Origin of the sequence: Rothia nasimurium (assembly GCF_928382285.1) — a bacterium.
Taxonomy (GTDB): Bacteria; Actinomycetota; Actinomycetes; order Actinomycetales; family Micrococcaceae; genus Rothia; species Rothia nasimurium_E.
The window spans coordinates 29,316-52,122 of sequence record NZ_CAKMSS010000011.1; the positions used below are offsets into that span (position 1 = coordinate 29,316).

At 58.8% G+C, this 22,807-nt stretch carries 19 protein-coding genes, 1 tRNA gene and 1 riboswitch; of the genes, 12 read left to right on the forward strand and 8 right to left on the reverse strand.

The genetic code is table 11. The features are described from left to right. Nucleotides 1-56: 56 nt before the first annotated feature. The gene (gene serC, locus L6758_RS10275; RefSeq protein WP_237206003.1) at nt 57-1,199 is read right to left on the reverse strand and encodes a phosphoserine transaminase; all 1,143 of its coding nucleotides are present in this window, start codon (nt 1,197-1,199) and stop codon (nt 57-59) included. 314 nt (nt 1,200-1,513) lie between these two features. Between serC and L6758_RS10280 the strand changes: the two genes are divergently transcribed. From L6758_RS10280 to L6758_RS10290, 3 genes are all read left to right on the forward strand, one after another. Continuing rightward, nucleotides 1,514-2,206, forward strand: a complete 693-nt coding sequence (locus L6758_RS10280) for a metal-dependent transcriptional regulator (RefSeq protein WP_237206004.1) — start codon at nt 1,514-1,516, stop codon at nt 2,204-2,206. Between the two features lie 487 nt (nt 2,207-2,693). Then, nucleotides 2,694-2,838: riboswitch (cyclic di-AMP (ydaO/yuaA leader) on the forward strand. A gap of 4 nt (nt 2,839-2,842) precedes the next feature. Next, nucleotides 2,843-3,469 (forward strand): C40 family peptidase, encoded by a 627-nt coding sequence (locus tag L6758_RS10285; protein WP_237195068.1) that lies wholly within the window; start codon nt 2,843-2,845, stop codon nt 3,467-3,469. Between the two features lie 228 nt (nt 3,470-3,697). Next, on the forward strand, nt 3,698-3,937 hold the full coding sequence (locus L6758_RS10290) for a hypothetical protein (protein ID WP_237206005.1): 240 nt from the start codon (nt 3,698-3,700) through the stop codon (nt 3,935-3,937). Nucleotides 3,938-4,216: 279 nt separating this feature from the next. Here L6758_RS10290 and L6758_RS10295 read toward each other — a convergent pair. Continuing rightward, nucleotides 4,217-4,289 (reverse strand) — tRNA-Arg (locus L6758_RS10295). 251 nt (nt 4,290-4,540) lie between these two features. On the opposite strand from L6758_RS10295, the gene L6758_RS10300 reads away from it, so the two are divergent. Continuing rightward, nucleotides 4,541-5,374 carry an endonuclease domain-containing protein gene (locus L6758_RS10300; RefSeq protein WP_237212170.1) on the forward strand — a complete coding sequence of 278 codons (834 nt, stop codon included), beginning with the start codon at nt 4,541-4,543 and terminating at the stop codon, nt 5,372-5,374. A gap of 95 nt (nt 5,375-5,469) precedes the next feature. On the opposite strand, the gene L6758_RS10305 is transcribed toward L6758_RS10300, so the two are convergent. Beyond that, complete coding sequence (locus L6758_RS10305; RefSeq protein WP_237206007.1) at nt 5,470-6,174, reverse strand: hypothetical protein; 705 nt, start codon at nt 6,172-6,174, stop codon at nt 5,470-5,472. Nucleotides 6,175-6,268: 94 nt separating this feature from the next. Between L6758_RS10305 and pcrA the strand changes: the two genes are divergently transcribed. The 4 genes from pcrA to sucD all read left to right on the forward strand — a co-directional run bounded on the left by pcrA (nt 6,269) and on the right by sucD (nt 11,968). Beyond that, complete coding sequence (gene pcrA / locus L6758_RS10310; RefSeq protein WP_423817207.1) at nt 6,269-8,965, forward strand: DNA helicase PcrA; 2,697 nt, start codon at nt 6,269-6,271, stop codon at nt 8,963-8,965. Between the two features lie 67 nt (nt 8,966-9,032). Then, on the forward strand, nt 9,033-9,641 hold the full coding sequence (locus L6758_RS10315; protein WP_237199300.1) for a sarcosine oxidase subunit gamma family protein: 609 nt from the start codon (nt 9,033-9,035) through the stop codon (nt 9,639-9,641). 209 nt (nt 9,642-9,850) lie between these two features. After that, entirely contained in the window at nt 9,851-11,017 is a 1,167-nt protein-coding gene (gene sucC / locus L6758_RS10320; RefSeq protein ID WP_237199301.1) for an ADP-forming succinate--CoA ligase subunit beta, read from the forward strand. Nucleotides 11,018-11,050: 33 nt separating this feature from the next. Next, a complete protein-coding gene (sucD, locus tag L6758_RS10325; protein ID WP_237206008.1) occupies nt 11,051-11,968 on the forward strand; it encodes a succinate--CoA ligase subunit alpha in 918 nt (305 codons plus the stop codon). A 175-nt stretch (nt 11,969-12,143) separates the two neighbouring features. Here the strand turns inward: sucD and L6758_RS10330 are convergent, their stop codons facing one another. Beyond that, nucleotides 12,144-12,938, reverse strand: coding sequence for a hypothetical protein (locus L6758_RS10330; RefSeq protein ID WP_237206009.1), 795 nt, complete (start codon nt 12,936-12,938; stop codon nt 12,144-12,146). 866 nt (nt 12,939-13,804) lie between these two features. On the opposite strand from L6758_RS10330, the gene L6758_RS10335 reads away from it, so the two are divergent. After that, the gene (locus L6758_RS10335; protein WP_237206010.1) at nt 13,805-14,674 is read left to right on the forward strand and encodes an amino acid oxidase; all 870 of its coding nucleotides are present in this window, start codon (nt 13,805-13,807) and stop codon (nt 14,672-14,674) included. 62 nt (nt 14,675-14,736) lie between these two features. Here the strand turns inward: L6758_RS10335 and L6758_RS10340 are convergent, their stop codons facing one another. Next, nucleotides 14,737-15,855, reverse strand: coding sequence for a VIT1/CCC1 transporter family protein (locus tag L6758_RS10340; protein ID WP_237206011.1), 1,119 nt, complete (start codon nt 15,853-15,855; stop codon nt 14,737-14,739). 570 nt (nt 15,856-16,425) lie between these two features. Here L6758_RS10340 and L6758_RS10345 point away from each other — a divergent pair. Then, the gene (locus L6758_RS10345) at nt 16,426-16,929 is read left to right on the forward strand and encodes a Dps family protein (protein WP_135012503.1); all 504 of its coding nucleotides are present in this window, start codon (nt 16,426-16,428) and stop codon (nt 16,927-16,929) included. An 85-nt stretch (nt 16,930-17,014) separates the two neighbouring features. Here L6758_RS10345 and L6758_RS10350 read toward each other — a convergent pair whose 3' ends face one another. Further along, nucleotides 17,015-17,665, reverse strand: coding sequence for an HAD family hydrolase (locus L6758_RS10350; RefSeq protein ID WP_237206012.1), 651 nt, complete (start codon nt 17,663-17,665; stop codon nt 17,015-17,017). Nucleotides 17,666-17,717: 52 nt separating this feature from the next. Here L6758_RS10350 and L6758_RS10355 point away from each other — a divergent pair, with 52 nt between their 5' ends. Then, the gene (locus L6758_RS10355) at nt 17,718-18,311 is read left to right on the forward strand and encodes a hypothetical protein (protein ID WP_237206013.1); all 594 of its coding nucleotides are present in this window, start codon (nt 17,718-17,720) and stop codon (nt 18,309-18,311) included. Between the two features lie 17 nt (nt 18,312-18,328). Here L6758_RS10355 and L6758_RS10360 read toward each other — a convergent pair whose 3' ends face one another. Both L6758_RS10360 and L6758_RS10365 read right to left on the reverse strand, forming a co-directional pair. Further along, the gene (locus L6758_RS10360) at nt 18,329-19,045 is read right to left on the reverse strand and encodes a glutamine amidotransferase (protein WP_237206014.1); all 717 of its coding nucleotides are present in this window, start codon (nt 19,043-19,045) and stop codon (nt 18,329-18,331) included. Between the two features lie 35 nt (nt 19,046-19,080). Continuing rightward, the gene (locus L6758_RS10365; protein WP_237206015.1) at nt 19,081-19,923 is read right to left on the reverse strand and encodes a hypothetical protein; all 843 of its coding nucleotides are present in this window, start codon (nt 19,921-19,923) and stop codon (nt 19,081-19,083) included. Nucleotides 19,924-20,144: 221 nt separating this feature from the next. Between L6758_RS10365 and clpB the strand changes: the two genes are divergently transcribed. After that, entirely contained in the window at nt 20,145-22,733 is a 2,589-nt protein-coding gene (gene clpB / locus L6758_RS10370; RefSeq protein WP_237206016.1) for an ATP-dependent chaperone ClpB, read from the forward strand. Nucleotides 22,734-22,807: the final 74 nt, after the last annotated feature.

Genomic DNA, 22,807 nt, shown 5'->3' on the forward strand with positions numbered 1-22,807 from the left:
CCTGCCCGGTGGCAGGTTGGCGGGGGAGCGGCGTCCTTATCTTTGCCTAGCTACAACTACTTGAGCTTTTCGACCACGTAGTCGATGCAGGTAAGCAGAGCCGAGACGTCCTCGGGGTCAATAGCGGTGAAGGTGGCAATACGCAGCTGGTTGCGGCCCAGCTTGCGGTAGGGCTCGGTATCGACGATGCCGTTAGCGCGCAGGGTCTTGGCAATAGCAGCGGCATCGATGCTCTCATCGAAATCAACGGTAGCGATGACGTTGGAGCGCTCAGCCGGGTTAGCCACAAAGGGGGTGGCATACTCGCTAGCCTCGGCCCAGGCGTAGACGCGGCCTGCAGAATCAGCGGTACGGGCTGCTGCAAAAGCCAGGCCGCCCTGCTCGTTCATCCACTTAATCTGCTCATTGAGCATAATCATGGTGGCCAGAGCCGGGGTGTTGTAGGTCTGGTTGAGGCGGGAGTTGCTAATAGCAGTAACCAGGTTCAGGGAATCGGGAATCCAACGGTCAGAAGCGGCGATACGCTCAGCGCGCTCAACCGCTGCCGGTGACCAGAGCCCCAGCCACAGGCCGCCGTCGGAGGCAAAGTTCTTCTGGGGTGAGAAGTAGTAGACGTCGGACTCGGCCACGTTAACATCCAGACCGCCAGCGGCACTGGTAGCGTCAATCAGCACCAGGGCATCATCAGCGATACCGGCAGGGCGGGCTACCGGGGCAAAAACACCGGTTGAGGTTTCGTTGTGGGGCCAAGCATAAACGTCTACGCCCTCTTCAGCACGGGCCTCGGGGCGGGTGCCGGCTTCAGAAGAAATAACGGTGGAATCAGCCAGGAAAGGGGCCGCCTTGGTGGCTGAAGCAAACTTAGAGCCAAACTCACCGAAGGTCAGGTGCTGAGCCTTGTTCTCAACCAGGCCGAAGGTTGCGGCATCCCAGAACGCGGTGGCGCCGCCGTTGCCCAGGATCACCTCGTAGCCATCGGGTGCAGAGTAGAAAGCGCGCAGGCCCTCGCGAATCTCACCGACCAGGTTCTTGACCGGGGCCTGGCGGTGGGAGGTACCTAGCAGGGTGGTGGCGGCAGCTGATACGGCGGCAACCTGCTCGGGGCGTACCTTAGAGGGGCCAGCGCCGAAACGGCCGTCGGCAGGTAGCATCTCGGTGGGAATCACGGGAAAAGTGGTCACTGAATATCTCCTAGACATGAGCAGCACATGTGCCGTGGCGGCTATGCGTTGATGTGAGGGAGGGGGTGCCGCCGGCGTCCTGCTGTTTCTATTGTGCAACCTGCGCGGGCCCCGCGGCCCTCAAGTACCCCGTACCGGCCCAAAATGTGGGGAATAAATTTATATAGTGAGATGGTCCTGGGGTGTAGCCGTTGAGGTGCGGGCGCAACAATTTCAGCTCTTGAAGAGAGTAAACGCTTCCCTGACCTAGTAGCGCATACAATTAAGGTCAAAACCACTGCACCTAACAACCCGTGCACCGTGCGGGCTGGCCCAAGGAGATTCGAGAAGGCATGACAGACCTCATTGATACCACCGAAATGTATCTGCGCACCGTGCTGGAGCTTGAGGAAGAGGGCATCACCCCCATGCGCGCCCGTATTGCAGAGCGCCTTGAGCACTCCGGCCCCACCGTTTCTCAGACCGTCGCCCGCATGGAACGCCACGGTCTGCTCACCGTCGCTAGCGACCGCTCCCTTCAGCTCACCGAAGAAGGACGACAGAAGGCAGTGGAAGTCATGCGCAAGCACCGCCTAGCTGAGCGCCTACTCGCCGACGTCATTGGTCTTGACCTGGAATACATCCACGAAGAGGCCTGCCGCTGGGAACACGTCATGAGTGAACGCGTGGAGCGCCGTCTTCTAGAGCTGCTCAACGAGCCCAAGTTCTCCCCCTACGGCAACGCGATTCCCGGCCTGGAAGAGCTGGGTGCCGAGAGTGAGGAGAACGACGGACGCACCGTCACCATGTCGATTGCGGGCCGTGACTCGTCTGAAGATGACCGCTTTACCGTGTCTCGTCTGCCCGAGTTTATTCAGACCGACGTGCAGCTACTGAAGCTTCTGGGCGACGCGGGCATTGTCTACGGTGCAACGGTGTCGATTCTGGGTAATAAGGACGGCTCCGTGCTGGTTCACGCGGACGGCGAGGACGAATCATTGACACTCAGCAACGAGGTTGCAGAAGCAATTATCGTCAAGAGATAACGATTTGGTAACAAAATAAGAGCCTTGCCTGCGGGTGGGGCTCTTATTTTGTTACCAAATCGTGATGCTTTTGTGGGTGAAGGGTGTCTTCTGGCTTCACCGTAAGAGTTTGGTGAGTGAATTTAAGGCCCTGCAGGGGTGGATTTTGCCCCCATAAACCCTTAAGTGGTGGGGTTCTCAGTTAAATTAAGGCTGGCAAAACCCTGATAGCGGGAAGCGATGCTGGAGTTTTTGAGAGGCGGCAGAATGCTTTTGTATCTCCTTGTCAAGCCCAACTCTATGTGCCGCATAAGCCTCAGCTGGGTGCGTCCTGAGAGTTAAAAAATCAATCACCCTACTTTGTAGTTCAGGGTTGTTGCAACAAAATCGTGACCAAAGCGTGACAAACCGCTCGAGGGTGTGTAATGTTCTATTTCGTGCTCATCACTGGTCGGATTAGCACCCTACGAACAGCACCGCCTAGTTCTGCCACTGTTCACAGGACAACAAGCAAAATAACATCACGGCAGAAGCGGGGGACCCACTTTTTGGGATCTCCACCGAGAACCCTAGGGGTTAAGTCGCAGACTCTGCGGCCGAGCGAACTTCATGCTCGAACCCGACAGCTCACCTCGTTCGGCAATGGAGGAAAACAAAATGGCTAAGTCAACCGTCGTACGTACCGCAGGTATCGTTGCAGCATCAGGCGCTATGCTCGCCGCAACCGTTGCACCCGCAAACGCATTCGCAGTAGCTGAAGTTTCAGCACCCGCACACTCAGCCCCCTCACTGGCTTCACACTCTTACAACTACAACACCTGGGGCTACGAAGCTACCACCACTGTAGTTGAAAACACCGTCGTTGAGACCCCCTCAACCGTTGCTCCCCAGGCAACCACCACCACCGAGGTTTCCAGCAACGTTGACCTCTCAAACGCTCGTGAGACCGTTCTGGCCGCTGCCTACGACGGCATCGGCGGCTCCTACGTTTGGGGCGGCAAGTCCTACAAGGCTTGGGACTGCTCAGGCTTCGTATCCTACGTTTACGCACAGGCTGGCATCAACCTGACCGCCTACACCTACACCATGGCAACCGAGCTGACCCCCACCTCAAACCCCCAGCCCGGTGACATCGTCTTCACCAACGGCTACGCACACGTTGGCATCTACGTCGGCAACGGCCAGATGATCTCAGCTCTCAACCCCTCACAGGGCACCATGCTAACCTCAGTTGACGGTGGCGGCTTCATGCCCGTCGACGGTTACTACACCGCTGGCATCTAAGACCTCTCACACGGTGCGGGGCAGTCACAACTGCCCCAGCCGGTGACGTTCACTCAGTAACTGGTCACTTTCCTGCTGAAGAACGAACATAAGAATTCCTACCACACATCACACGGTAAGGATCCCCCGCAAACACAGGTTTGCATATGCGCACCAGACGACCAGCTGGGGCGCATTTTTTATACCCACTTTTCGACTCCGGCAGAAGGCACAGCTAGGATTGGAACTATGTCGCAGAAGTTAAACAGCCCCCACTACGAAAGCCCAGCCGGCTCCTCCGACCAAGAATTCACCTACATGGCCATCGGCATGGTAGCCGGCGCCGTACCCGGTATCATCGCCGGACTCCTGATCGCCCTCTTCGCTGGGCACGCCGCCATGTGGGTGTCCATCACCGGCGGCATCGGCATCGTCCTCGGTCTTATTGCCTCCCGAGTAGCCTACCGAAAAAAGAAAACTCGCAACTAACGCCTCCAGACGGGCACAAGAAGTGAGGGTATGCCAGCGCTTCGCGCAGTATGGCATCGGCACAGCAAATTCTAAAACCGGCTAAATCCGGCCTGGGGGCCGTATTTTTAACGCCGGGCACAAAAAGTGAGGGTATGCCAGCGCTCCGCGCAGTATGGCATCAGTAAAGCTAGCTCTAAAACCGGCTAAATCCGGCCTGGGGGCCGTATTTTTAACGCCGGGCACAAAAAGAGAGGGTATGCCAGCGCTCCGCGCAGTATGGCATACCCTCTCTTTTTGTGCCCCCGAGACGATTCGAACGTCCGACACCCGCTTTAGGAGAGCGGTGCTCTATCCCCTGAGCTACGAGGGCGCAACTCCACCAGTTTACACGAAAACCTGTACGCCACCCGAAAAATGCAAACGCCTGTGGATAAGTCGACGGCATATGCACTTTTCCTGCGGCGTTAAGACGCGCTAACCGGCCCCTGCGTCCACAGGGCTAGCGTCAACACCCCTGATTCAGTCACCCTATACACCATGAGCCAGCACCTATATAACTCAGTACTTCTTACCGGTGACCTACGACTACAGGGACTGACCAGTCGCAAAATTAGTGACGCAGTGCGGTCCAAAGAGCTCGTCCGACTCAGACAGGGAGCCTACATCAAAACCCAGACTCTCGCCCAGGCAACCCCTACCGAGCGTGCCCTGATACACCACATAGCGGTGAGCAAAACCCGCTCACACGCCGTCCTTACACGCACGTCCGCTGCTCTTGCCTGGGGAGCGCCCCTCCTTGAACTCCCCTCTCATATCTACCTCGCGAGTTCCTGGCGCGATCGCGGCAAACAGCAGGGCATTCGCCGCTGCGTCACTCCTGCTGAAGCAATAAATAGGGCACAGGAGTACCAGGGCCTTATGGTTCTCTCACCTATAGACACTGTCCTGAGCTGTATCGGTCACCAGCGGGCGCTCACCACGGTGACGGTTGCACACTATTTTCTCCACCAGAACCTTTGCAACCAGTACCTGCTGCACGATGCGCTACTAGCCGTCTCCGACCGTGGTGCGAAGCAAGCTCGTACCCTGGCACGGAGCCTGACGACCGAGCTCGAATCACCGCTAGAATCTCAGGCGTATTTTCTGATGGTGCTTGAAAATCTTGAGCTACCCGCTGTGCAGCGGTGGGTGGTTACGAGCAGTAGCCGCCGCTATCGTCCTGATTTTATGTGGCGGCGCCTCAGGCTTATCCTCGAGGTCGACGGCCGTATCAAGTACACCGGGGCTTATCGGTCTTTTGACGAACAGCGACAGCAAGATCTCTTCCGACAGCGCGAGTTAGAGAACGAGGGCTGGAAGGTCTTGCGAATCACCTATGAAGACCTCACCCACCGCCCGCAGCACGTGGTTTGTCTGTTGCTACGGCACGGGGTGCGGCGACTAGATGCCGCTTAAAAAGTGCAAGTGCCTGTCACTTTTGCACAGGCACTTGCACTTTTCGGGGCGGACGCGGGTGGACGGACGCGGGCGGGCGGGACGCTAGCCTAACATCACTGCCCGGGCAGCTCGCCGCGGGCGAAGGCATCCATCTTGCTTCTGACCAGTCGCAGCGCCAGGTAACCCAGCTGCACCAGGCAGAGCACGAACAGGGCCCAGCGGGCCGTCATGAGAAGAGAAGCAAGCCCGGTAGCGCCGCCCAGCGGGTCGGCTAGGGCTGAATCAACGGCAAAACCACCGGCAATAAAAACAAAAGCGTAGGCCACCGGCAGGGTCAGCATCAGCCGGCCCACCAGTAGCTCAAACTTGGAGGCTCGCACCATATTCCACCAGGTGAAAGCAAAAATCAGGGGCAGAATGAGCCCCGTAGAGCGGTGGAGCACCTGGTAGGCCTGCAAGCCCTCTACGCCCAGGCCCGCCGCTACAGTCTGCAGGTGCTGGGCATCAAAACGCAGCATGAGTTCCGGGGCAGTCGCACCGGCAGCTGCCGACACCCCCGGCAGCAGCATGAGGTAGTAGTAGAGCAAAAACAGCACCGTCACGACAAAGGCAACGCCCAAGAAAATATAGGAACCCCCGCCCTTTTCCGGCTCGGCGGCAAGCTCTGCCCGGCTGTAGTCGGTGACAACGCGCGGCCCTGCCCCTTGCCCGCGAGGGGGCGCGGACGTCCGCCCCGCTTGAGCTGCGGACGGCGCGGGGGAGTGCGCTTGCGTGTTTTCGCCGTAGAGACGTTTCTTCTGACCTTTTGAAAGACCCATGCTGTCTATCTTATCTGTCAGCTCAATCGGGTGTGGGCTGTGGCCCTCTCGCCTAAAATGGGGAGTTGACGGTTGATTTTTGGAGGGTTCTTCTATGTTTGATGACGACGATTTTATGCCTGCGCCCGTCCCGCCGCGCTCTGCTGCGCCTGAGGGGGAGCCTTTCTTTGACGAGCCTCCTTTCGATCCCTTCTACGATGCGGCTCCTCCGGCTGATGATTTTGTGCCCCCTGCCTACCAGGTGGGCGGGTTTATGCCTGATTTTGAGGATGCCCGCCCCGCTCCCAGCGTCAATCCCGAGACACTGGTGGCGGGCCTGAACGAGCACCAGGCTGAGGCGGTAAAGCATGCCGGTAGCCCCCTGCTGATTGTGGCGGGTGCCGGGTCGGGTAAGACCCGCGTGCTAACCCACCGTATCGCCTACCTGTTGGCAACGGGGCGCGCCCACCAGGGGCAGATTCTGGCAATTACCTTCACCAATAAAGCTGCCGCCGAGATGAGGGAGCGCATCACCGCCCTGGTGGGGCCGCGGGCGCAGAGCATGTGGATTTCAACCTTCCACTCCTTCTGCGTGCGGGTGTTGCGCCGCGAGGCGAAAGCCCTGGGCCTCAAATCAACCTTCTCCATCTACGATTCGGCTGACTCCCAGCGCCTGCTGACCCTGATTATCAAGCAGATGAATCTCGATACCAAGAAGTTCACCGCCAAGGTGGTGGGCAACCGTATCTCTAACCTCAAGAATGAGCTGGTCAGCGCCAAACAGTTCGCAGCTGAAACCAGCCCCACCGACCCCTGGGAAGGCGTGATTTCGAAGGTCTACACGGCCTACACCGAGCGCCTGCGGGCAGCGAACTCCCTCGACTTCGATGACCTCATCTTCGAGACCGTCAACCTTCTGAAGAACCACCCTCAGGTAGCCGAGTACTACCGCCGCCGCTTCCGCCATATCCTGGTTGACGAATACCAGGACACCAACCACGCCCAGTACCAGCTGGTGCGGCAACTGGTGGGGGGTGCGGCGTCCTTGCGCCCTGAGACCGGCCCCGCCGATAACGGCCCCTACCCCGATGCCTACCCGCCCGCTGAGCTGACGGTGGTGGGTGACTCTGACCAGTCCATCTATGCCTTCCGCGGGGCTGATATTCGCAATATTACCGACTTTGAGCAGGACTACCCGGCGGCCCATACCATCTTGCTGGAGCAGAACTATCGCTCTACCCAGAACATCCTCTCGGCAGCGAACGCCGTGATTGAGCGCAACAAGGGCCGCCGCCCCAAGAAGCTCTGGACGGCCAGCGGCGACGGTGCCAAAATCACCGGCTACGTGGCAGAGTCCGAGCACGCTGAGGCCCGCTACATCGCCCAGGAAATTGACCGCCTGCGCGATGAACACGGCACCGCCCCCGGCGACGTGGCGATCTTCTACCGCACCAACGCCCAGTCCCGCACCCTTGAAGAAATGCTCATGCGCGTGGGCCTGCCCTACCGCGTGGTCGGCGGTACCCGCTTCTATGAGCGCAAGGAAATCAAGGACGCCCTGGCCTACCTGCGCGTGCTGGTGAACCCTGATGACGACATCAACGTGCGCCGCGTGCTCAACGAGCCTAAGCGGGGTATCGGCGCTAAGTCCGAGAGCGTGGTGGCCGACCACGCCCGCGCTACCGGTATCTCCTTCATGGCTGCCCTGCGCCAGGGCAGCGAGGTGCCCGGTCTGGGCGCAGCCGCCGTGAAAAAAATGGCTGCCTTTGCCCAGATGATTGACGACCTGGCCCAACTCGCTGCCACCGAGTCGGCAGCCACCTGTCTCGAAGCCGTGCTGGAGCAGACCGGCTACCTGGCGGCCCTGCGCGAGTCCAAGGATATTCAGGACGAATCCCGCGTTGAGAACCTCTCCGAGCTGGTGGACGCCGTGCGCGAGTTCGAAATCGACAACGCAGGCGCAACCCTGGAGGACTTCCTCGAACACGTCGCCCTGGTCGCTGACGCCGACCAGATCCCCAACAAGCCCAAGGCCGAGCAGGAGGGCGGGCCGTCCGCCGCCCAGATTGCAGCTGAGGTGGCAGAAGCCCGCTCCCAGGGCGTCATTACCCTCATGACCCTGCACACCGCCAAGGGCCTGGAATTCCCCGTGGTCTTTCTCACCGGTATGGAGCACGGCCTCTTCCCCCACCAGCGGGCCCTCACCGACGACTCTGAGATGAGCGAAGAGCGCCGCCTGGCCTACGTGGGCCTGACCCGCGCCATGGAACGCCTCTACCTCACCCGCGCTGAGAACCGCTCCATGTGGGGCCAGAGCCAGTTCAACCCGCCCTCCCCCTTCCTCGAAGAGATCCCCGAGGAACTCATTGACTGGAAGCGTACCGGCTCCTCCTTTGGCGGATACTCCGGTAGCGGCTACGGGGGCGCTTACGCGGGCGGACGCGGCGGCTGGGCAGGCAACCGCGGCGGCTCATCGAGCGGGTACGGTTCTTCGTACGGGTCCTCCACCTACTCCAGCCGCTTTGACGAACCGGCCGAGCGGCGGCGTCCTGCCGAACCGTCCACCAGCGAAGTCAACGGGTCTTCCACCTACGGACTCAAGGCAGCAGCCCGGCAGGTCTCCCGCGTGCAGCAGAACAAGGAAATTCCGGCGCTCGCGGTTGGCGACCGCGTTGAGCACACCAGCTTTGGTGAGGGCCGCGTGACCGCGGTTGAAGGGGCCGGCGATAAAACCGTCGCCAAGGTGCGCTTCGCCAAAGAAGAGAAACGACTCCTGCTGCGCTACGCGCCGCTGACTAAAAAGACCGACTAAGATATAAGAAGCCCGGTACCGCCCGTGGTGCCGGGCTCTTTTCTGCCCGATTCACTCAAGGATGACCATGGATCACGACTCTAACCTTCCCTCTATCGCCGAAGAATTTGTGGAGGCAATGGATGAGGTGACCGATACCCGCGTGCAGCTTCAGGAGATTTCTGATCTTTTCCTTTTTCGTATTGAAATTGACCCCTCGACCGATGCTGCCCGCCGCATTGAGAAGGTGCTGGGCGCTGCCCTACCGACTACTCGCGGGCAGGTAACGGGCGATGCGACCGCCCTGCATCTGCTGTATGGCACCCGCCAGGTCGTGGCCTGCCTCTACGTTGAAGAGGGCGTGTACCTGGTGGTGACCAGGGTGGACGCCGTAAAACTGGGGCGCGCGCTCACCGCGGCCCTGGGGCGCGATGAGGGGTTGGTGCTCGATGTATCGGTCAATCGCACCGTGCTGAACCTGAGCGGGGTTGCCGCGGCGGACGTCATCGACGAGGTCGTGCACTTCGACTTCCCGCCGGACTTCTTCGACCCGGGCAAGGCCCTGTCCTGCACCGTGGCTGAGGCCCGTATTATGCTCTGGCGTATCGATGAGCTGGAGTACCTGATGGTACCCCGCGCCTCCGATACAGCCCCCTTCCTGGTCAATATTTTGGATGCCTGCGAGAAGGTTAAATAGTCCCGATGGGGGAGCGTCGGTCATAACTGACAGGTTTGTTTCATTCAAAGGGAAATAAGTTCGCACCCCTATAGGCAAGTACGCTAAAGTTTCTTTGTGGAGAAGCTTTGTGTGCTCCAGCTCTCGCAATGGGGCGGGCACCGAACTTCGTACATGTAAACGCCGGGAGCACCGCTTTCTGGCATGACTTCGACGAAGAAGGAATCCCTGTGGACCTGTTTGAATACCAGGCACGCGATCTCTTTGAGAAGCACGGCGTTCCCGTGCTCCAGGGCATCGTAGCTACCACCCCTGAAGAAGCAAAGGCAGCAGCTGAGAAGATCGGTGGCGTCACCGTAGTCAAGGCCCAGGTTAAGGTGGGCGGGCGCGGTAAGGCCGGTGGCGTGAAGGTCGCTAAGACCGCTGACGAGGCTTACGAGTACGCCCAGCAGATTCTGGGTATGGACATCAAGGGCCACACCGTTCACCGTGTGATGATTGCCCAGGGCGCAGACATCGCTGAAGAATACTACTTCTCCATGCTGCTTGACCGCGCTAACCGCTCCTACCTGGCTATGTGCTCCGTTGAGGGTGGCATGGACATCGAGACCCTGGCTGCTGAGCGCCCCGAGGCCCTGGCCAAGGTTGAGGTCAACCCCATGGACGGCATCACCGCCGAAAAGGCCGCCGAGATTGTGGAGGCCGCTGGCTTCGCTGAGGACGTACGCGAGGACGTCGCCGCCGTGCTGGTCAAGCTGGGCGAGGTCTACAAGAAGGAAGACGCCACCCTGGTTGAGGTCAACCCGCTGGTCAAGACCGGCGACGGCAAGATTCTGGCCCTGGACGGTAAGGTCTCCCTCGATGACAACGCTGAGTTCCGCCAGCCCGAGCACGAGGCTCTGGTCGATAAGTCAGCCGAGAACCCCCTCGAAGCTAAGGCCAAGGAAAACGACCTCAACTACGTCAAGCTCGACGGTGAAGTCGGCATCATCGGTAACGGTGCAGGCCTGGTCATGTCTACCCTCGACGTCGTTGCCTACGCCGGTGAAAACCACGGCAACGTCAAGCCCGCTAACTTCCTCGATATTGGTGGCGGTGCGTCCGCTGAGGTGATGGCAGCTGGCCTCGACATCATCCTCAACGACGAGCAGGTCAAGTCTGTTTTCGTCAACGTATTCGGTGGCATCACCTCCTGCGACGCTGTAGCTAACGGCATCGTCAAGGCCCTGGAAATCCTGGGTGATAAGGCAACCAAGCCCCTGGTCGTCCGCCTGGACGGTAACAACGTTGATGAGGGCCGCCGCATTCTCTCTGAGGCTAACCATCCGCTGGTTCACCAGGCAGAGACCATGGATTCCGGCGCAGACAAGGCAGCCGAACTGGCCCACACCGCATAAATCACCGCTGATTATTACTAGAAGGTTTTTACAATGTCTATCTTTTTGAACAAGGACTCCAAGGTCATCGTTCAGGGCATCACCGGCGGTGAAGGTACCAAGCACACCGCCCGCATGCTCGCAGCTGGCACCCAGATCGTGGGCGGCGTTAACGCCCGCAAGGCTGGCACCACCGTTTCCCACAAGGACGCAGCCGGTAACGATGTTGAGCTGAACGTCTACGGCTCCGTTGCTGAAGCCGTCAAGGAGACCGGCGCAGACGTCTCTATCGTCTTCGTTCCCCCGGCCTTCACCAAGGACGCCGTCATCGAGGCTATCGACGCTGAGGTTCCCCTGGTTGTTGTCATTACCGAGGGCGTGCCCGTAGGCGATACCGCTGAGTTCTGGGCCTACGCCAAGAGCAAGGTTGACGCTGATGGCAAGCAGATTACCCGCATCATCGGCCCCAACTGCCCCGGCATCATCACCCCTGGTGAGTCCCTGGTCGGTATTACCCCCGCCAATATCACCGGTAAGGGCAAGATTGGTCTGGTCTCCAAGTCAGGTACCCTGACCTACCAGATGATGTTCGAGCTGCGCGACATCGGCTTCACCACCGCTATCGGCATCGGCGGCGACCCCATCATCGGCACCACCCACATCGATGCCCTCGAGGCCTTCGAGGCTGACCCCGAGACCGAAGCTATCGTCATGATCGGTGAGATTGGTGGTGACGCTGAGGAGCGCGCTGCTGAGTTCATCAAGGCTAACGTCACCAAGCCCGTTGTTGGCTACGTTGCCGGCTTTACCGCCCCCGAGGGTAAGACCATGGGCCACGCGGGTGCGATTGTTTCCGGTTCATCTGGCACCGCCCAGGCCAAGAAGGAGGCCCTGGAAGCTGCTGGCGTGAAGGTCGGTAAGACCCCGTCGGAGGCTGCCCAGCTCATGCGCGAGATTTTCGCTAAAAAGTAAGCTAGTTTCCCCTAGCCGGTAGGACGCCGGTGGTCACGCAGGTGCGTGACCACCGGCGTCCTTGTTCATATGGGGGAAGGGAACCGCCCTGCCCCGTATTCCTGGGGTAGGGGAGCAGACATAGGAAGGGGCCCTGACCAGCAAGCTGGTCAGGGCCCCTGTTCTGCCGGGCAGATTAGTTAGATGAGGTGCCGGTTGAGCAGACGTTCAGAGTGGTGTTGCCACCGATAACGAAGTTCTGGGAACCAGTACGGTTACTGCCGTTGCTCCATGTGAGGGTAATGGTATCAATGGGTTCGGGGAAGCTCAGAGTGACGTTGCCTGCAGATGAAGTGGGGGCCAGTGAGTTCTGGTTCGCTGTGAAAGTTGTGGTGGTGGCGCCAGTAGAGATGGTAGCCCCACCCGATGCAACAGGAGCAGACGTCGCCACACCGTTAAGGGAGGAACTTACAGTGAAGACATCCTGCCAGGGGCCACCGGAACCGCTAGAAGCCTGGTCGACGTCTCCGATAGTGAAAGTGAAACCTGCAATGGGAGCTGAGAAACTCATAGTGATGGTGGACTGCTGGTTACCGCCAGTATAACCGTTGGTGCCGCTCTGCAAACTTTGGAAGAAAAGATAATCTGACAAGCCTGAGTAGCTAGACCAAGTAACGGTGCCCGCTACGTTTTTATTAGTGATGAGATTCTGAGAATTTGAAAGAGAAGGCCCGGTTGAGGAGGTATGAGTGATGGTGAGGACCGCCTGGCCATCATTGGTGGTAACGGAGCCTGAGTGGCTGGTGCTACCCTGGGCAGTGACGGGAGTATCTCGAACGAAATTAGCCCAGGTGATGCTGGTAGCAGGTGAGGTGCTAGAACAGACATCGGAAGGGCTAGCTGCGTAAGCAGGAATAGCAGCGGTGGAGATAACGACGGGAGCTGCCCAAGCGGCGCCCTTTGCCAGGGTACGGCGTGAAACGTTGTTCATTGTTTTCCTTCTAAAGTGAGGCCAAGCGAGTGAATGAAGGCCCCAGTAATTGCGAGTGATTCCAGTGGCGATACGGCTTGAAAGAGTTTTAGGCGACCTCTAATAATGCGCGAGAAAGCCAAAAATTTCACACTGCTATCAAAAAGTATCTGGAAAATTTAGGTTTTAAAACATAGTAGCAGGGGTGTGCTGTTTAGAAGGTGGGGAAATGTGCTGAAACAGTGTGATTTGGGAGCCAAATCTTGGTTTGTCCCCCATAAATATAGGGTTTAGCCTAAAAATCCTGGAATTTATCTGATACTTCTGTGTTGAATAGGTGCTCTTGTGGGGACAAGTGTAGGCTTTTGGGATTTTATGTCTATAAAAAACATATAAATTTTCAGGTGTATCGAACCCTGTTTTCTAATTTATTGTAAATAAATAGTCAGGTTTTTGTGTATTTATACTCTTTAGTTTGATTAGGGGTAAACTTTTTTAACTAGATGATTTTCTGGTGTGCCCCAGGGTGGCTGTATGAAGTCTTGTTTCGACACGCTTGTATCTAATTGACCACTCTTATGGGGACAAATTTGGAATACTTTACCCAGAATCTGTTTCATGTCTAAATTGTTTGCCCAGGTAAATTGACTTTTCCATACTTGATTTTTGTTGTAGCGGTGTCTCTGCAGGGTTCCGTGAATCTTGCGCTTCACCTGGAAAGCCTGGCTTTTCTTGTACATTAACTATGGACTTGTTTTTTATATGAATAAATTTTAGGGAGATAAGTGATGGGCTTAGAGCTGTCACGTCGTTCACTCGTTCAAGCTGGCGCCTGGTCAACCCCTATAGTTCTTGCTGGTACAGCGGTGCCAGCCTATGCGGCGTCTATGTCGCGCCAAAGCGGTATTCAGGCTGGCTTATTTGTCTCGGCGGCCCTGAACGGGGGCAACGTGGGATATGTGCAAAGCCAGGAGTCAACCGGCTGGCCGACAACCCCTCAGAGCTACTTTGAAGCAAAAGCTGCTGGTACCAACCCCGAATCTGACTTCAACTGGGACGATTCGCGTGAACGCGCCCAAGACCTGTCGAGCAGCTGGATCGCGAACGGGGAAGGTTCGTTCACCCCGGTTACCAACAGCGGGTCTGGAAAGCCCGGTGCCTATGCAAACTCTAGTGGCTTCTGGTTTTCCGTCCCCACGACCAATGTCGGAACCGGAACCGACTATGTCGCAGGGGGTAGTGCTACCTTGGCGGCGGGTGCTGTCTTCGTAACGGACGTTGAGTTTTACGTTCCCCAGCAGGCTAACTTTCTTTTTAATGGGAACCCTCAGCTGAATACGGGTATGCAGATTGGTAGCCGCACCAAATGGAACCAGCGGCGCACGGGCACGCTCTCAGACGTGCTCAATACCGGTGCGACCTACCTGGCTCAGGCCGGTGTGCAGTCCAACTGGGTTGCTGATGCCCCAACTGTCACCCTCAATCCTGACGGGTCTGGTACCTTCCGCGGCCGAATTACCGTCACCACAGCTAAGCCTCTCACCGTTACTTACGACTCTAAGGGGCGCCTATATGCTCAGGTCGTTATTATGCCAAGCCCGGTAACGATTCAAAGCGCCTACTACACCGCTCAGAGTCGCCTGCAATTTACCTCGTATATTCAGTCAGGTACGATTACCTACTCTTCTAACGGGGTCACCGGCAGTCGAGTGTTCTCAAATGAGCTGCATACAACGACTGTTCTTCGGTGGGGCTAGGTAAGACGCTGTTGGGGTGGGCCCTTGAAACGCCCACCCCTAACTTTTTCGGGACGGGCTATTTACAGCACCGCCGTATTGAACAGCAGGCCCAGTAGGTAGGTGGCCAGAGCTGCGCCGTAGCCGATCGCTAGCTGGCGCAGGCCGCGCTTGAGAGGTGAGGCACCTGAGAGTAGGCCCACCACACCGCCGGTGACCATCAGGGCAAAGCCCACCAGCAGCATGGAAATCAGCATGGCTGCCCCGCCCGACATGCCGAAAATGTAGGGCAGGATCGGGATGAGGGCTCCGGATGCAAAGAAACAGAAGCTTGAGGCGGCAGCCCCCACATCGCTGCCGAGCGCACCGTGGGCGTCCTCGGCGTCCGCCCCTTCAATATCGTCGCGGAAGGAGAGCGAGGGGTCGCAGTCGCAGGTGAAGTAGCCGAAGCGTTCCATGGCGCGGTGGCGGGCGGCCTCCTCGCTCATGCCGCGAGCCTTGTAAATCAGTTCTAGCTCATTCTGGTTAATATCGAGCTGATGGGCCACATCGAGGGTGACCTGGGTGGGGCGGGAAGCGTCCAAAAGTTCGCGCTGGGAGCGCACCGAAACGAACTCGCCGGCGGCCATGGAGAGAGCGCCTGCAAGTAGGCCGGCAACGCCGGAGAGAAGCACCATGGAGCTGCTGACGCCGGTCGCGCCCACACCCATGATGAGGGCAGCGTTTGAGACCAGGCCGTCGTTAGCGCCAAAGACGGCGGCGCGGAAGTTGCCCGAGAGCTTTTCGCGGCCAGAGGTGGAGAGCGCTCGAATGATTTCTTCATGGATTGCCTCGTCGGCGGCCATGGCTTCGGTGGCGTCGGGGTCTTCCGCGTAGGGGGAGCGGCCCTCGGCGCGCTGGGCTAGGGCGAGTACGAAGACTGAGCCGAAGTTCTTGGCAAGAAGCTCTAGAAAGCGGGCAGATACGGACGGGCGCGGCTCAGGCGTGGCGTGTTCGCCCAGTAGGGTGCGCCAGTGGTCCTGGTGTCGGAGTTCTGCCTGGGCGACTTCTCTGAGGATTTCTGCTTCTTTTCCCTCGGCCCGGTCGGCCAGGGCGGCATAGATGCGGGCTTCTGAGATTTCTTCGGCGAGATAGCGGCGCCAGCGGCGAATCTGGGCGCGGCTTGGCTGGGTGGAGGGGGCGTGCGGGGCGGCTGCTGGCATGGTGTTTACCTTTGGTCAGGAGCCGAAGCGGGGCTAAACTGCATACACTTCGGCTAAAGAAACTGTAGTTTTCTTAGCCGAAGGTCTCGCTCGCCGCTTGTGAGAAGCGGTGGTTTACCGGGTGCCGCACCTAGGGGGTGGGCGAGCCAGTATGTCGATAAACCGCTTTGGCGCTGGGCGCCTGTGGGAACTACTCCCCTTCGTCGCCTACTACTCTATCTATTCAGGTACTTTCTGTGCAAAGTGATATGTAGCTCTGCGCGGACGCCTGTGGGTGGGGAGCGAGCTGAAGGCAGAAAATTTTTTTTGACGGTTTTAATTAGCGCTGGTTCTTTTGCGCTAATTCAGATATGTAGTGTTTGTGGCGGTGTTTGTACTGGTCACCACCGCTGAGGTTAGGCTTGCATAAGCTGAAATGTAGGTATATTTCCTAGTCATGCCAGGTTTTACTTATTATGATTTATTCACAATAAGCCTTGAAAAGCTGCAACGAGATGCGTAAGGTTAGATGTAGACAAGTCACCGGGCTCTCCCGCACAGCCCGGTACACTCACGAAAGGAAAGCCTGCCATGAGCAAGTACGCATCATTCACCGTCCCCGGTCTCACCGAAGAATCAGGCCACCACGTAGCCGACGTTCTGCAGCTTCGCCTGCACGCCCTGAACGACCTGCACCTGGTGCTTAAGCACGCCCATTGGAACGTCGTTGGCCCCAACTTCATCGCTGTTCACGAAATGCTCGACCCCCAGGTCGACCTGGTACGTGGCTTCGTCGATGCCATTGCAGAGCGCATGGCCACCATGGGCGTAGCTCCCAACGGCCTCTCTGGCGACCTGGTCGAAAAGCGCACCTGGGCTGAATACGATGTTGACCGCGCGGATGCTATGACTCACATCCGTGCCCTGAACGAGGTCTACAACGTTGTAGTTGAAGACCACCGTGCAGCTATTGCAAAGGTGGGCGACATTGACCCCATTACCGAGGATCTGCTGATTGGCCAGACCGCTGAACTGGAGCTCTTCCAGTGGTTCCTGCGCGGCCACCTCGAAGACGGCCAGGGTAACCTCAAGTAAGCCTCAGAGCTTCAAAACTCGAACCACGCACTAGAGGCGGGTCTATCATGCGATAGACCCGCCTTTCTATGTGGCAATGTAGCTCTTAGCCCTCGATCAATGCCCGAATCTTATCGAGGGTGAGTTCTGTGTGGGCGTAGCGGGCGTGGCCCAGGTGCTCGGGCACCTCGGTCATGCCAGGCACTACGACCACTTTCATGCCTGCAGCCATGGCGCTCTGAGTGCCAGAAGCAGAGTCCTCTACGGCAACACAGTTTGCGGGATCTACCCCTAGATTCTGAGCTGCGAGCAGGTAGGGCTCGGGGTCGGGCTTAGCGTGGGTGACCTGTTCGTCGGTGACCAGGGTTTTGAAAAGCCCCTCCGGTGCCAGCTTGGCGGTGTTGGCGGCAACCTCGGTAGTCGCGTTGGTGACAATTCCTGCGGGGACGCCCGCCTCAGCCACCTGCACCAAGAGCGCCTCAATGCCGGGCAGGAGCTCCACACGGGCGTCCTTCAAGAGAACCGACATCTTAGCCTTAAGGCGTTCGTAGAGTTCGTCAGTAGAAACATCTGCACCCAGCTCCTGCATGCGGGCAAAGGTGACTGCGGCAGGTTTGCCCAGGGCCATGAGCGTATCCTGTTCGGTCCAGGTAGCTCCGAACTCGGCAGTCAGTGCGGTTTTAGCCTCTGCCCAGAGGGGCTCGGTGTCTACAAGGGTTCCGTCGTGGTCAAAGAAAATAGCTTCAAGTCTGCTCATATATACCACCCTACCCGTCCGCAGGGGGCTCTGCCCGGTTAAGATAGGTGGGGTGAACCAAGAGCACTCTACATCTAGCCCTGACTCTGCTTCTGCCCACCCGCGTCTACAGCGGCAGCCGGGCCTTGTGCGTCAGGCCCTAGCCTACTTGCTGGTACCTATGGCTTTTATCTCGGCCACCTGGATTACTGCCGGGCGCGCCCTCTTTGGCGCCGGGGGAGAGCTTGTGCCTATCTATGCGATATCGTTCGGGCCCGCCTTACTCATCATTCTGCTGGTGGCTGCACTGTTTTCTTATAAAGAGATGGGGCTGCAGGGCGCCGGAAAGCGGGCGGGGTTGCCACCTGTCACCGCCCTTGTGGCGGCGTCTACATGGGTGTTAGCCGGGTTCTTCGGCATGGTTGCTCCCGACCGGCTAGAGGGGCAGAATATCTCGGCGGCGGCAGCCCTGCTGGGGCCCGACGTCATTGGCCTCTCTGCGGCCTTCGGGAATACCAGTGGAATCCTGACCTTCTCATTCGCCATTGCCACCCTACTTCTGGCCATGAGTGACTACCGAAAAGCGCGGGCTCTCACGCGTGGGCTGGACGAAGCAACCCGCGAACGCCTCGAACGAGAAGAGTCTATGTACGACTTTCTCGACTAGAAAAGTACCACAGACCCTTAGAGCCCTAGTTTCTTCAGCCAGCCGTTGAGTACCTCGGTGGCGGCCGCAGTGAGTTTTTCAGCGTAGAGGGAGGCTTCGCGGCGAATGACCGCTACATCCTGCTCTGAGGTCCTGATGTAGTCGGCATAGGCGATGAGCCACTGCTCGATGTGGCGGGGGTTGACCTCAAGGTGGAACTGGAGAGCCAGTGCGTAGGGGCGCCCCGCGGCGTCCTCTAGGGTAAAGGCCTGATTTTCGCACATCTGGGTGCGGGCTAGGCTTGAGGTGCCCTCGGGTAGGGTGAAGGCGTCTCCGTGCCAGTGGAGGACGGGGGTGTTGCCCAGTGGCGCGAGAACAGATTCTTTCCCGGCTTCGGTAAGTTCCACCGGGGAATAACCCAGCTCGATGGCGCCGGTGGGGTCAACCTGGGCTCCTGCAGCTAGAGCAATCTGCTGGGCGCCCAGGCAGATGCCCAGGACTGGTTTCTGTGCGGCGATACGCGCCTTGATGAGTTCTACTTCTTCAAAGAGGAAGGGGTAGTCCTGGGTGTCGTTCACGCTGATGGGAGCGCCCAGAATAACCAGCAAATCCGCCTCGCGCACCTCGGGGGTGTTGAGGGCGTCAATACCGGCGTCACGGTATTCGACGGTAAAACCGCGTTCGGTCAATAAATCTTCAAAGATGCCTAAATCTTCAAAGGCGACGTGGCGAATAGCGTAGGCGGTGCGGGTCATGGTTCTCCCTGTATGTGAAGCGATTGACAGATAGCTTACCCGAGGGAGGGGTCTACCTTATAACCGCTGGACGCAAGACTCTGCCCGCCTGCCAAGAGAAGGGCAACCAGTAAGGCCGCTATGAGAAGGGGCATGAAGGGGAGCTCTGCCCCGAAAGTAAGGGCAGCTTCGCTGGATGGGGAGGATAGCAGCAGGGCTATATGGGTGGCAGCGTAGGCACCCACTGCTAGGAGTAGTGGTAGCCCCATCGGGTAGCGGGCTAGAACCAGCAGGGTGGCTGCGATAACCCAGCTCATGGCGACCCCGCTCAGGCCCCACTGGAGGAAATAGAGCGGAGCAAAGAAGACTAGAAAGAGCGGGGTAAGGGCTTTCATGCCGAGAACCTGAGGCAGAGAGCGGGCCAGGGCTGTGAGCATGATGAGCGGTGTGAGCGTCAGGCTAAGCGAGAACAGCCCTAGCCAGAGGGCATAGCGGTCGACGAAGTGTTCGGTGATGCCGTAGAAGGGGGCTGAAAATGTCCAGCCGAGATGCTGTTCGGCTAGGGCGGGGAGGGCATAGGCGACGGCAAGGAGGCCGAGTAAGGCAGATGTAGCGAGGGCTACCCAGCCGTAGGTGGATTTGATAGGACGGTCTTCCCCGGCTTCGGTTGATGGGGTGAGCGTTCGTAGCACCCGACTGGCAATGAGGTAGAAGATGAGGGCAGAGGGTAACTGTAGGGCCACAAGGCCCGCAAAAATAGGGCCGATAATCGTGAGATAGGCCGGAGAAAAGAGGAGGTAGAGGGGCGCTGCCAGGGTGGCGATGGCAGTGAAGAGGAAGGTGCCCCAATAAAGCCGGTGCGGGGCGTAGAGGTAGGACGGCGGATGTGAAGAAAACATGGGAGTCCTCCATCGGTTGGTAGCTGGCAACGTGAAGCGGACTTCCTGTTTAAATCTAGTTCAGAAATATTAGGCAGGTCAATGGCTGGCCAATGCTGGGTGTGAAAAAGTTCTTGTAAACATCTAGTGCAAATAAGTTGAGTGTAGTAGACTCAAGTTAAAGCTGAGTGGAGTACACTCAAGTATGAACGAACTACCTACGCAAAAGGTAAAGGAGAACAATGAACGCCCAATTTACAACCAAGAGCCAAGAAGCCCTCTCGGCCGCCAATATGAATGCCCAAACCGCGGGCAACCCCACCTTTGACACTCCCCATCTGCTTAAGGCCCTCATGGACCAGCGCGGGGGAGTGGCAGTGGCCGTCCTCAAAGCCGCCGGGCTCGACGTCGACGCCATCTCGCTGGCAGCGTCCACCGAGATTTCCAAGCTACCCAAGGTGCAGGGAGCATCCGCTGCCCAAGCCCAGCCGAGCCGAGCCGTCCTGACCGCCATTCAAACCGCCCAAGCTAAAGCAGCCCAGCTCGGCGATACCTATATCTCCACCGAAATCCTGCTGCTGGCGCTCGCCGCCGGTGACGACGCCACCGCCCGCGCCCTGCAGAAAGCCGGGGCCACCGAAAAGACCCTTGAAGAAGCCATCCCCACCGTGAGAGGAGACCGCACCGTGACAACCCCCGACCCCGAAGGCACCTTCGGTGCCCTAGAACAGTACGGCACCGACCTGACCGCCGTTGCCCGTGAAGGCAAACTCGACCCCGTCATCGGGCGCGATAGCGAAATCCGCCGCGTCATCCAGGTGCTCTCCCGCCGCACCAAAAACAACCCCGTGCTCATCGGTGAACCCGGTGTCGGTAAAACCGCCGTCGTTGAGGGCCTGGCCCAGCGCATGGTTTCCGGCGACGTGCCCGAATCCCTGCGCGGCAAGACCCTAATCTCCCTGGACCTAGGTGCCATGGTCGCCGGTGCCAAGTACCGCGGCGAATTCGAAGAGCGCCTCAAGGCTGTGCTCGAAGACATCAAGAAGTCTGAGGGGCAGATTGTTACCTTCATCGACGAGATTCACACGGTTGTGGGAGCCGGTGCCTCTGAGGGCTCCATGGACGCCGGTAACATGCTCAAGCCCATGCTGGCCCGCGGTGAGCTGCGCCTGATCGGTGCAACCACCCTGGATGAGTACCGCGAAAACATCGAAAAGGACGCCGCCCTAGAGCGCCGCTTCCAGCAGGTCTACGTGGGTGAGCCCAGTGTTGAAGATACCATCGGTATTCTGCGCGGCCTCAAAGAGCGCTACGAAGCCCACCACAAGGTCGCCATCGCAGACTCCGCCCTGGTGGCTGCCGCCAACCTGTCCAACCGCTACATCCCCTCACGCCAGCTGCCCGATAAGGCTATCGACCTCATTGACGAGGCAGCCTCCCGCCTGCGCATGGAAATCGACTCCGCCCCCGAAGAGATCGATGCCCTGCGCCGCGCCGTTGACCGCCTAACCATGGAAGAGCTGGCCCTGGCCAACGAAACCGACCCCGCCTCCGTCGAGCGCCTTGAAGCCCTGCGGGCAGATATGGCTGACAAGAAGGAAGAGCTGGACGCCCTCAACGCCCGCTGGGAAGCCGAAAAGGCTGGCCTTAACCGCGTTGGTGACCTCAAAACCCAGATTGACGAGCTGCGCTCCAAGGCAGAAGTTGCCCAGCGCGAAGGTAACCTAGCTGAAGCTTCCCGCGTGCTCTACGGTGAGATTCCCGCCCTTGAAGCTGAACTCGCCGCAGCCCAGCAGGCTGAGAACACCGCGTCCGAAGAGTCCATGGTCTCTGAAGAGGTTACCGCCGACGATATCGCCGAGGTCATCTCTTCCTGGACGGGTATTCCCGCCGGCCGTATGCTCCAGGGCGAATCCGAGAAGCTGCTGCACATGGAAGACGAACTGGGCAAGCGCCTGATCGGCCAGAAGAAGGCCGTCACCGCCGTGGCCGATGCCGTGCGTCGCTCCCGCGCCGGAATCTCTGACCCCGACCGCCCCATCGGCTCCTTCCTGTTCCTGGGCCCCACCGGCGTCGGTAAAACCGAGCTGGCCAAGGCCCTGGCCGAGTTCCAGTTCGACGACGAACGCGCCCTGGTGCGTATCGACATGAGCGAATACGCCGAAAAGCACGCCGTCGCCCGCCTGGTTGGTGCCCCTCCCGGCTACGTTGGCTACGAAGAGGGTGGCCAGCTTACCGAAGCTGTGCGCCGTCGCCCCTACTCGGTCGTGCTGCTCGATGAGGTCGAAAAGGCCCACCCTGAGGTCTTCGACATCCTGCTCCAGGTGCTCGATGATGGACGTCTGACCGACGGTCAGGGCCGCACCGTGGACTTCCGCAATGTCATCCTGATTCTGACCTCTAACCTGGGCTCCCAGTTCCTGATTGACCAGAGTCTCGACGATGAAGCCCGCAAGAGCGCGGTCATGAACACCGTGAATGCCAGCTTCAAGCCGGAGTTCCTCAACCGCCTGGATGAGGTCATCATGTTTGAGCCCCTCTCAGCCGATGACCTGGCCTCCATTGTGGGTCTACAGATCGCTTCGATGGCCCGCCGCCTGGAAGACCGCCGCCTGACCCTGGACGTCACGCCTGCCGCCACCGAGTGGCTGGGTCTTGCCGGCTACGACCCGGCCTACGGGGCCCGTCCGCTCCGCCGCCTCGTGCAGCGTGAAATCGGCGACCGCCTGGCCAAGGGAATCCTGGCCGGTGCCATCAAGGACGGCGACACCGTGCGCGTGGACGTCAACCCCGACGTTGCCGTTGACGGGCTGGTCGTCACCGCCGAGTAAAAACGGAGCATGACCCTATTGTTTCTCTCTTGACCCTACGGATTATCTCGGGGTCAAGAGAGAAGCGATAGGGT

Coding starts and splice junctions, on each gene's coding strand:
- L6758_RS10280 (WP_237206004.1), top strand. CDS start 1,514: ATGACAGACCTCATTGATACCACCGAAATGTATCTGCGCACCGTGCTG.
- L6758_RS10330 (WP_237206009.1), bottom strand. CDS start 12,938: ATGAACAACGTTTCACGCCGTACCCTGGCAAAGGGCGCCGCTTGGGCA.
- L6758_RS10305 (WP_237206007.1), bottom strand. CDS start 6,174: ATGGGTCTTTCAAAAGGTCAGAAGAAACGTCTCTACGGCGAAAACACG.
- serC (WP_237206003.1), bottom strand. CDS start 1,199: ATGTCTAGGAGATATTCAGTGACCACTTTTCCCGTGATTCCCACCGAG.
- L6758_RS10360 (WP_237206014.1), bottom strand. CDS start 19,045: ATGACCCGCACCGCCTACGCTATTCGCCACGTCGCCTTTGAAGATTTA.
- L6758_RS10285 (WP_237195068.1), top strand. CDS start 2,843: ATGGCTAAGTCAACCGTCGTACGTACCGCAGGTATCGTTGCAGCATCA.
- clpB (WP_237206016.1), top strand. CDS start 20,145: ATGAACGCCCAATTTACAACCAAGAGCCAAGAAGCCCTCTCGGCCGCC.
- L6758_RS10365 (WP_237206015.1), bottom strand. CDS start 19,923: ATGTTTTCTTCACATCCGCCGTCCTACCTCTACGCCCCGCACCGGCTT.
- L6758_RS10340 (WP_237206011.1), bottom strand. CDS start 15,855: ATGCCAGCAGCCGCCCCGCACGCCCCCTCCACCCAGCCAAGCCGCGCC.
- L6758_RS10315 (WP_237199300.1), top strand. CDS start 9,033: ATGGATCACGACTCTAACCTTCCCTCTATCGCCGAAGAATTTGTGGAG.
- L6758_RS10290 (WP_237206005.1), top strand. CDS start 3,698: ATGTCGCAGAAGTTAAACAGCCCCCACTACGAAAGCCCAGCCGGCTCC.
- L6758_RS10350 (WP_237206012.1), bottom strand. CDS start 17,665: ATGAGCAGACTTGAAGCTATTTTCTTTGACCACGACGGAACCCTTGTA.
- sucD (WP_237206008.1), top strand. CDS start 11,051: ATGTCTATCTTTTTGAACAAGGACTCCAAGGTCATCGTTCAGGGCATC.
- L6758_RS10345 (WP_135012503.1), top strand. CDS start 16,426: ATGAGCAAGTACGCATCATTCACCGTCCCCGGTCTCACCGAAGAATCA.
- L6758_RS10335 (WP_237206010.1), top strand. CDS start 13,805: ATGTCGCGCCAAAGCGGTATTCAGGCTGGCTTATTTGTCTCGGCGGCC.
- pcrA (WP_423817207.1), top strand. CDS start 6,269: ATGTTTGATGACGACGATTTTATGCCTGCGCCCGTCCCGCCGCGCTCT.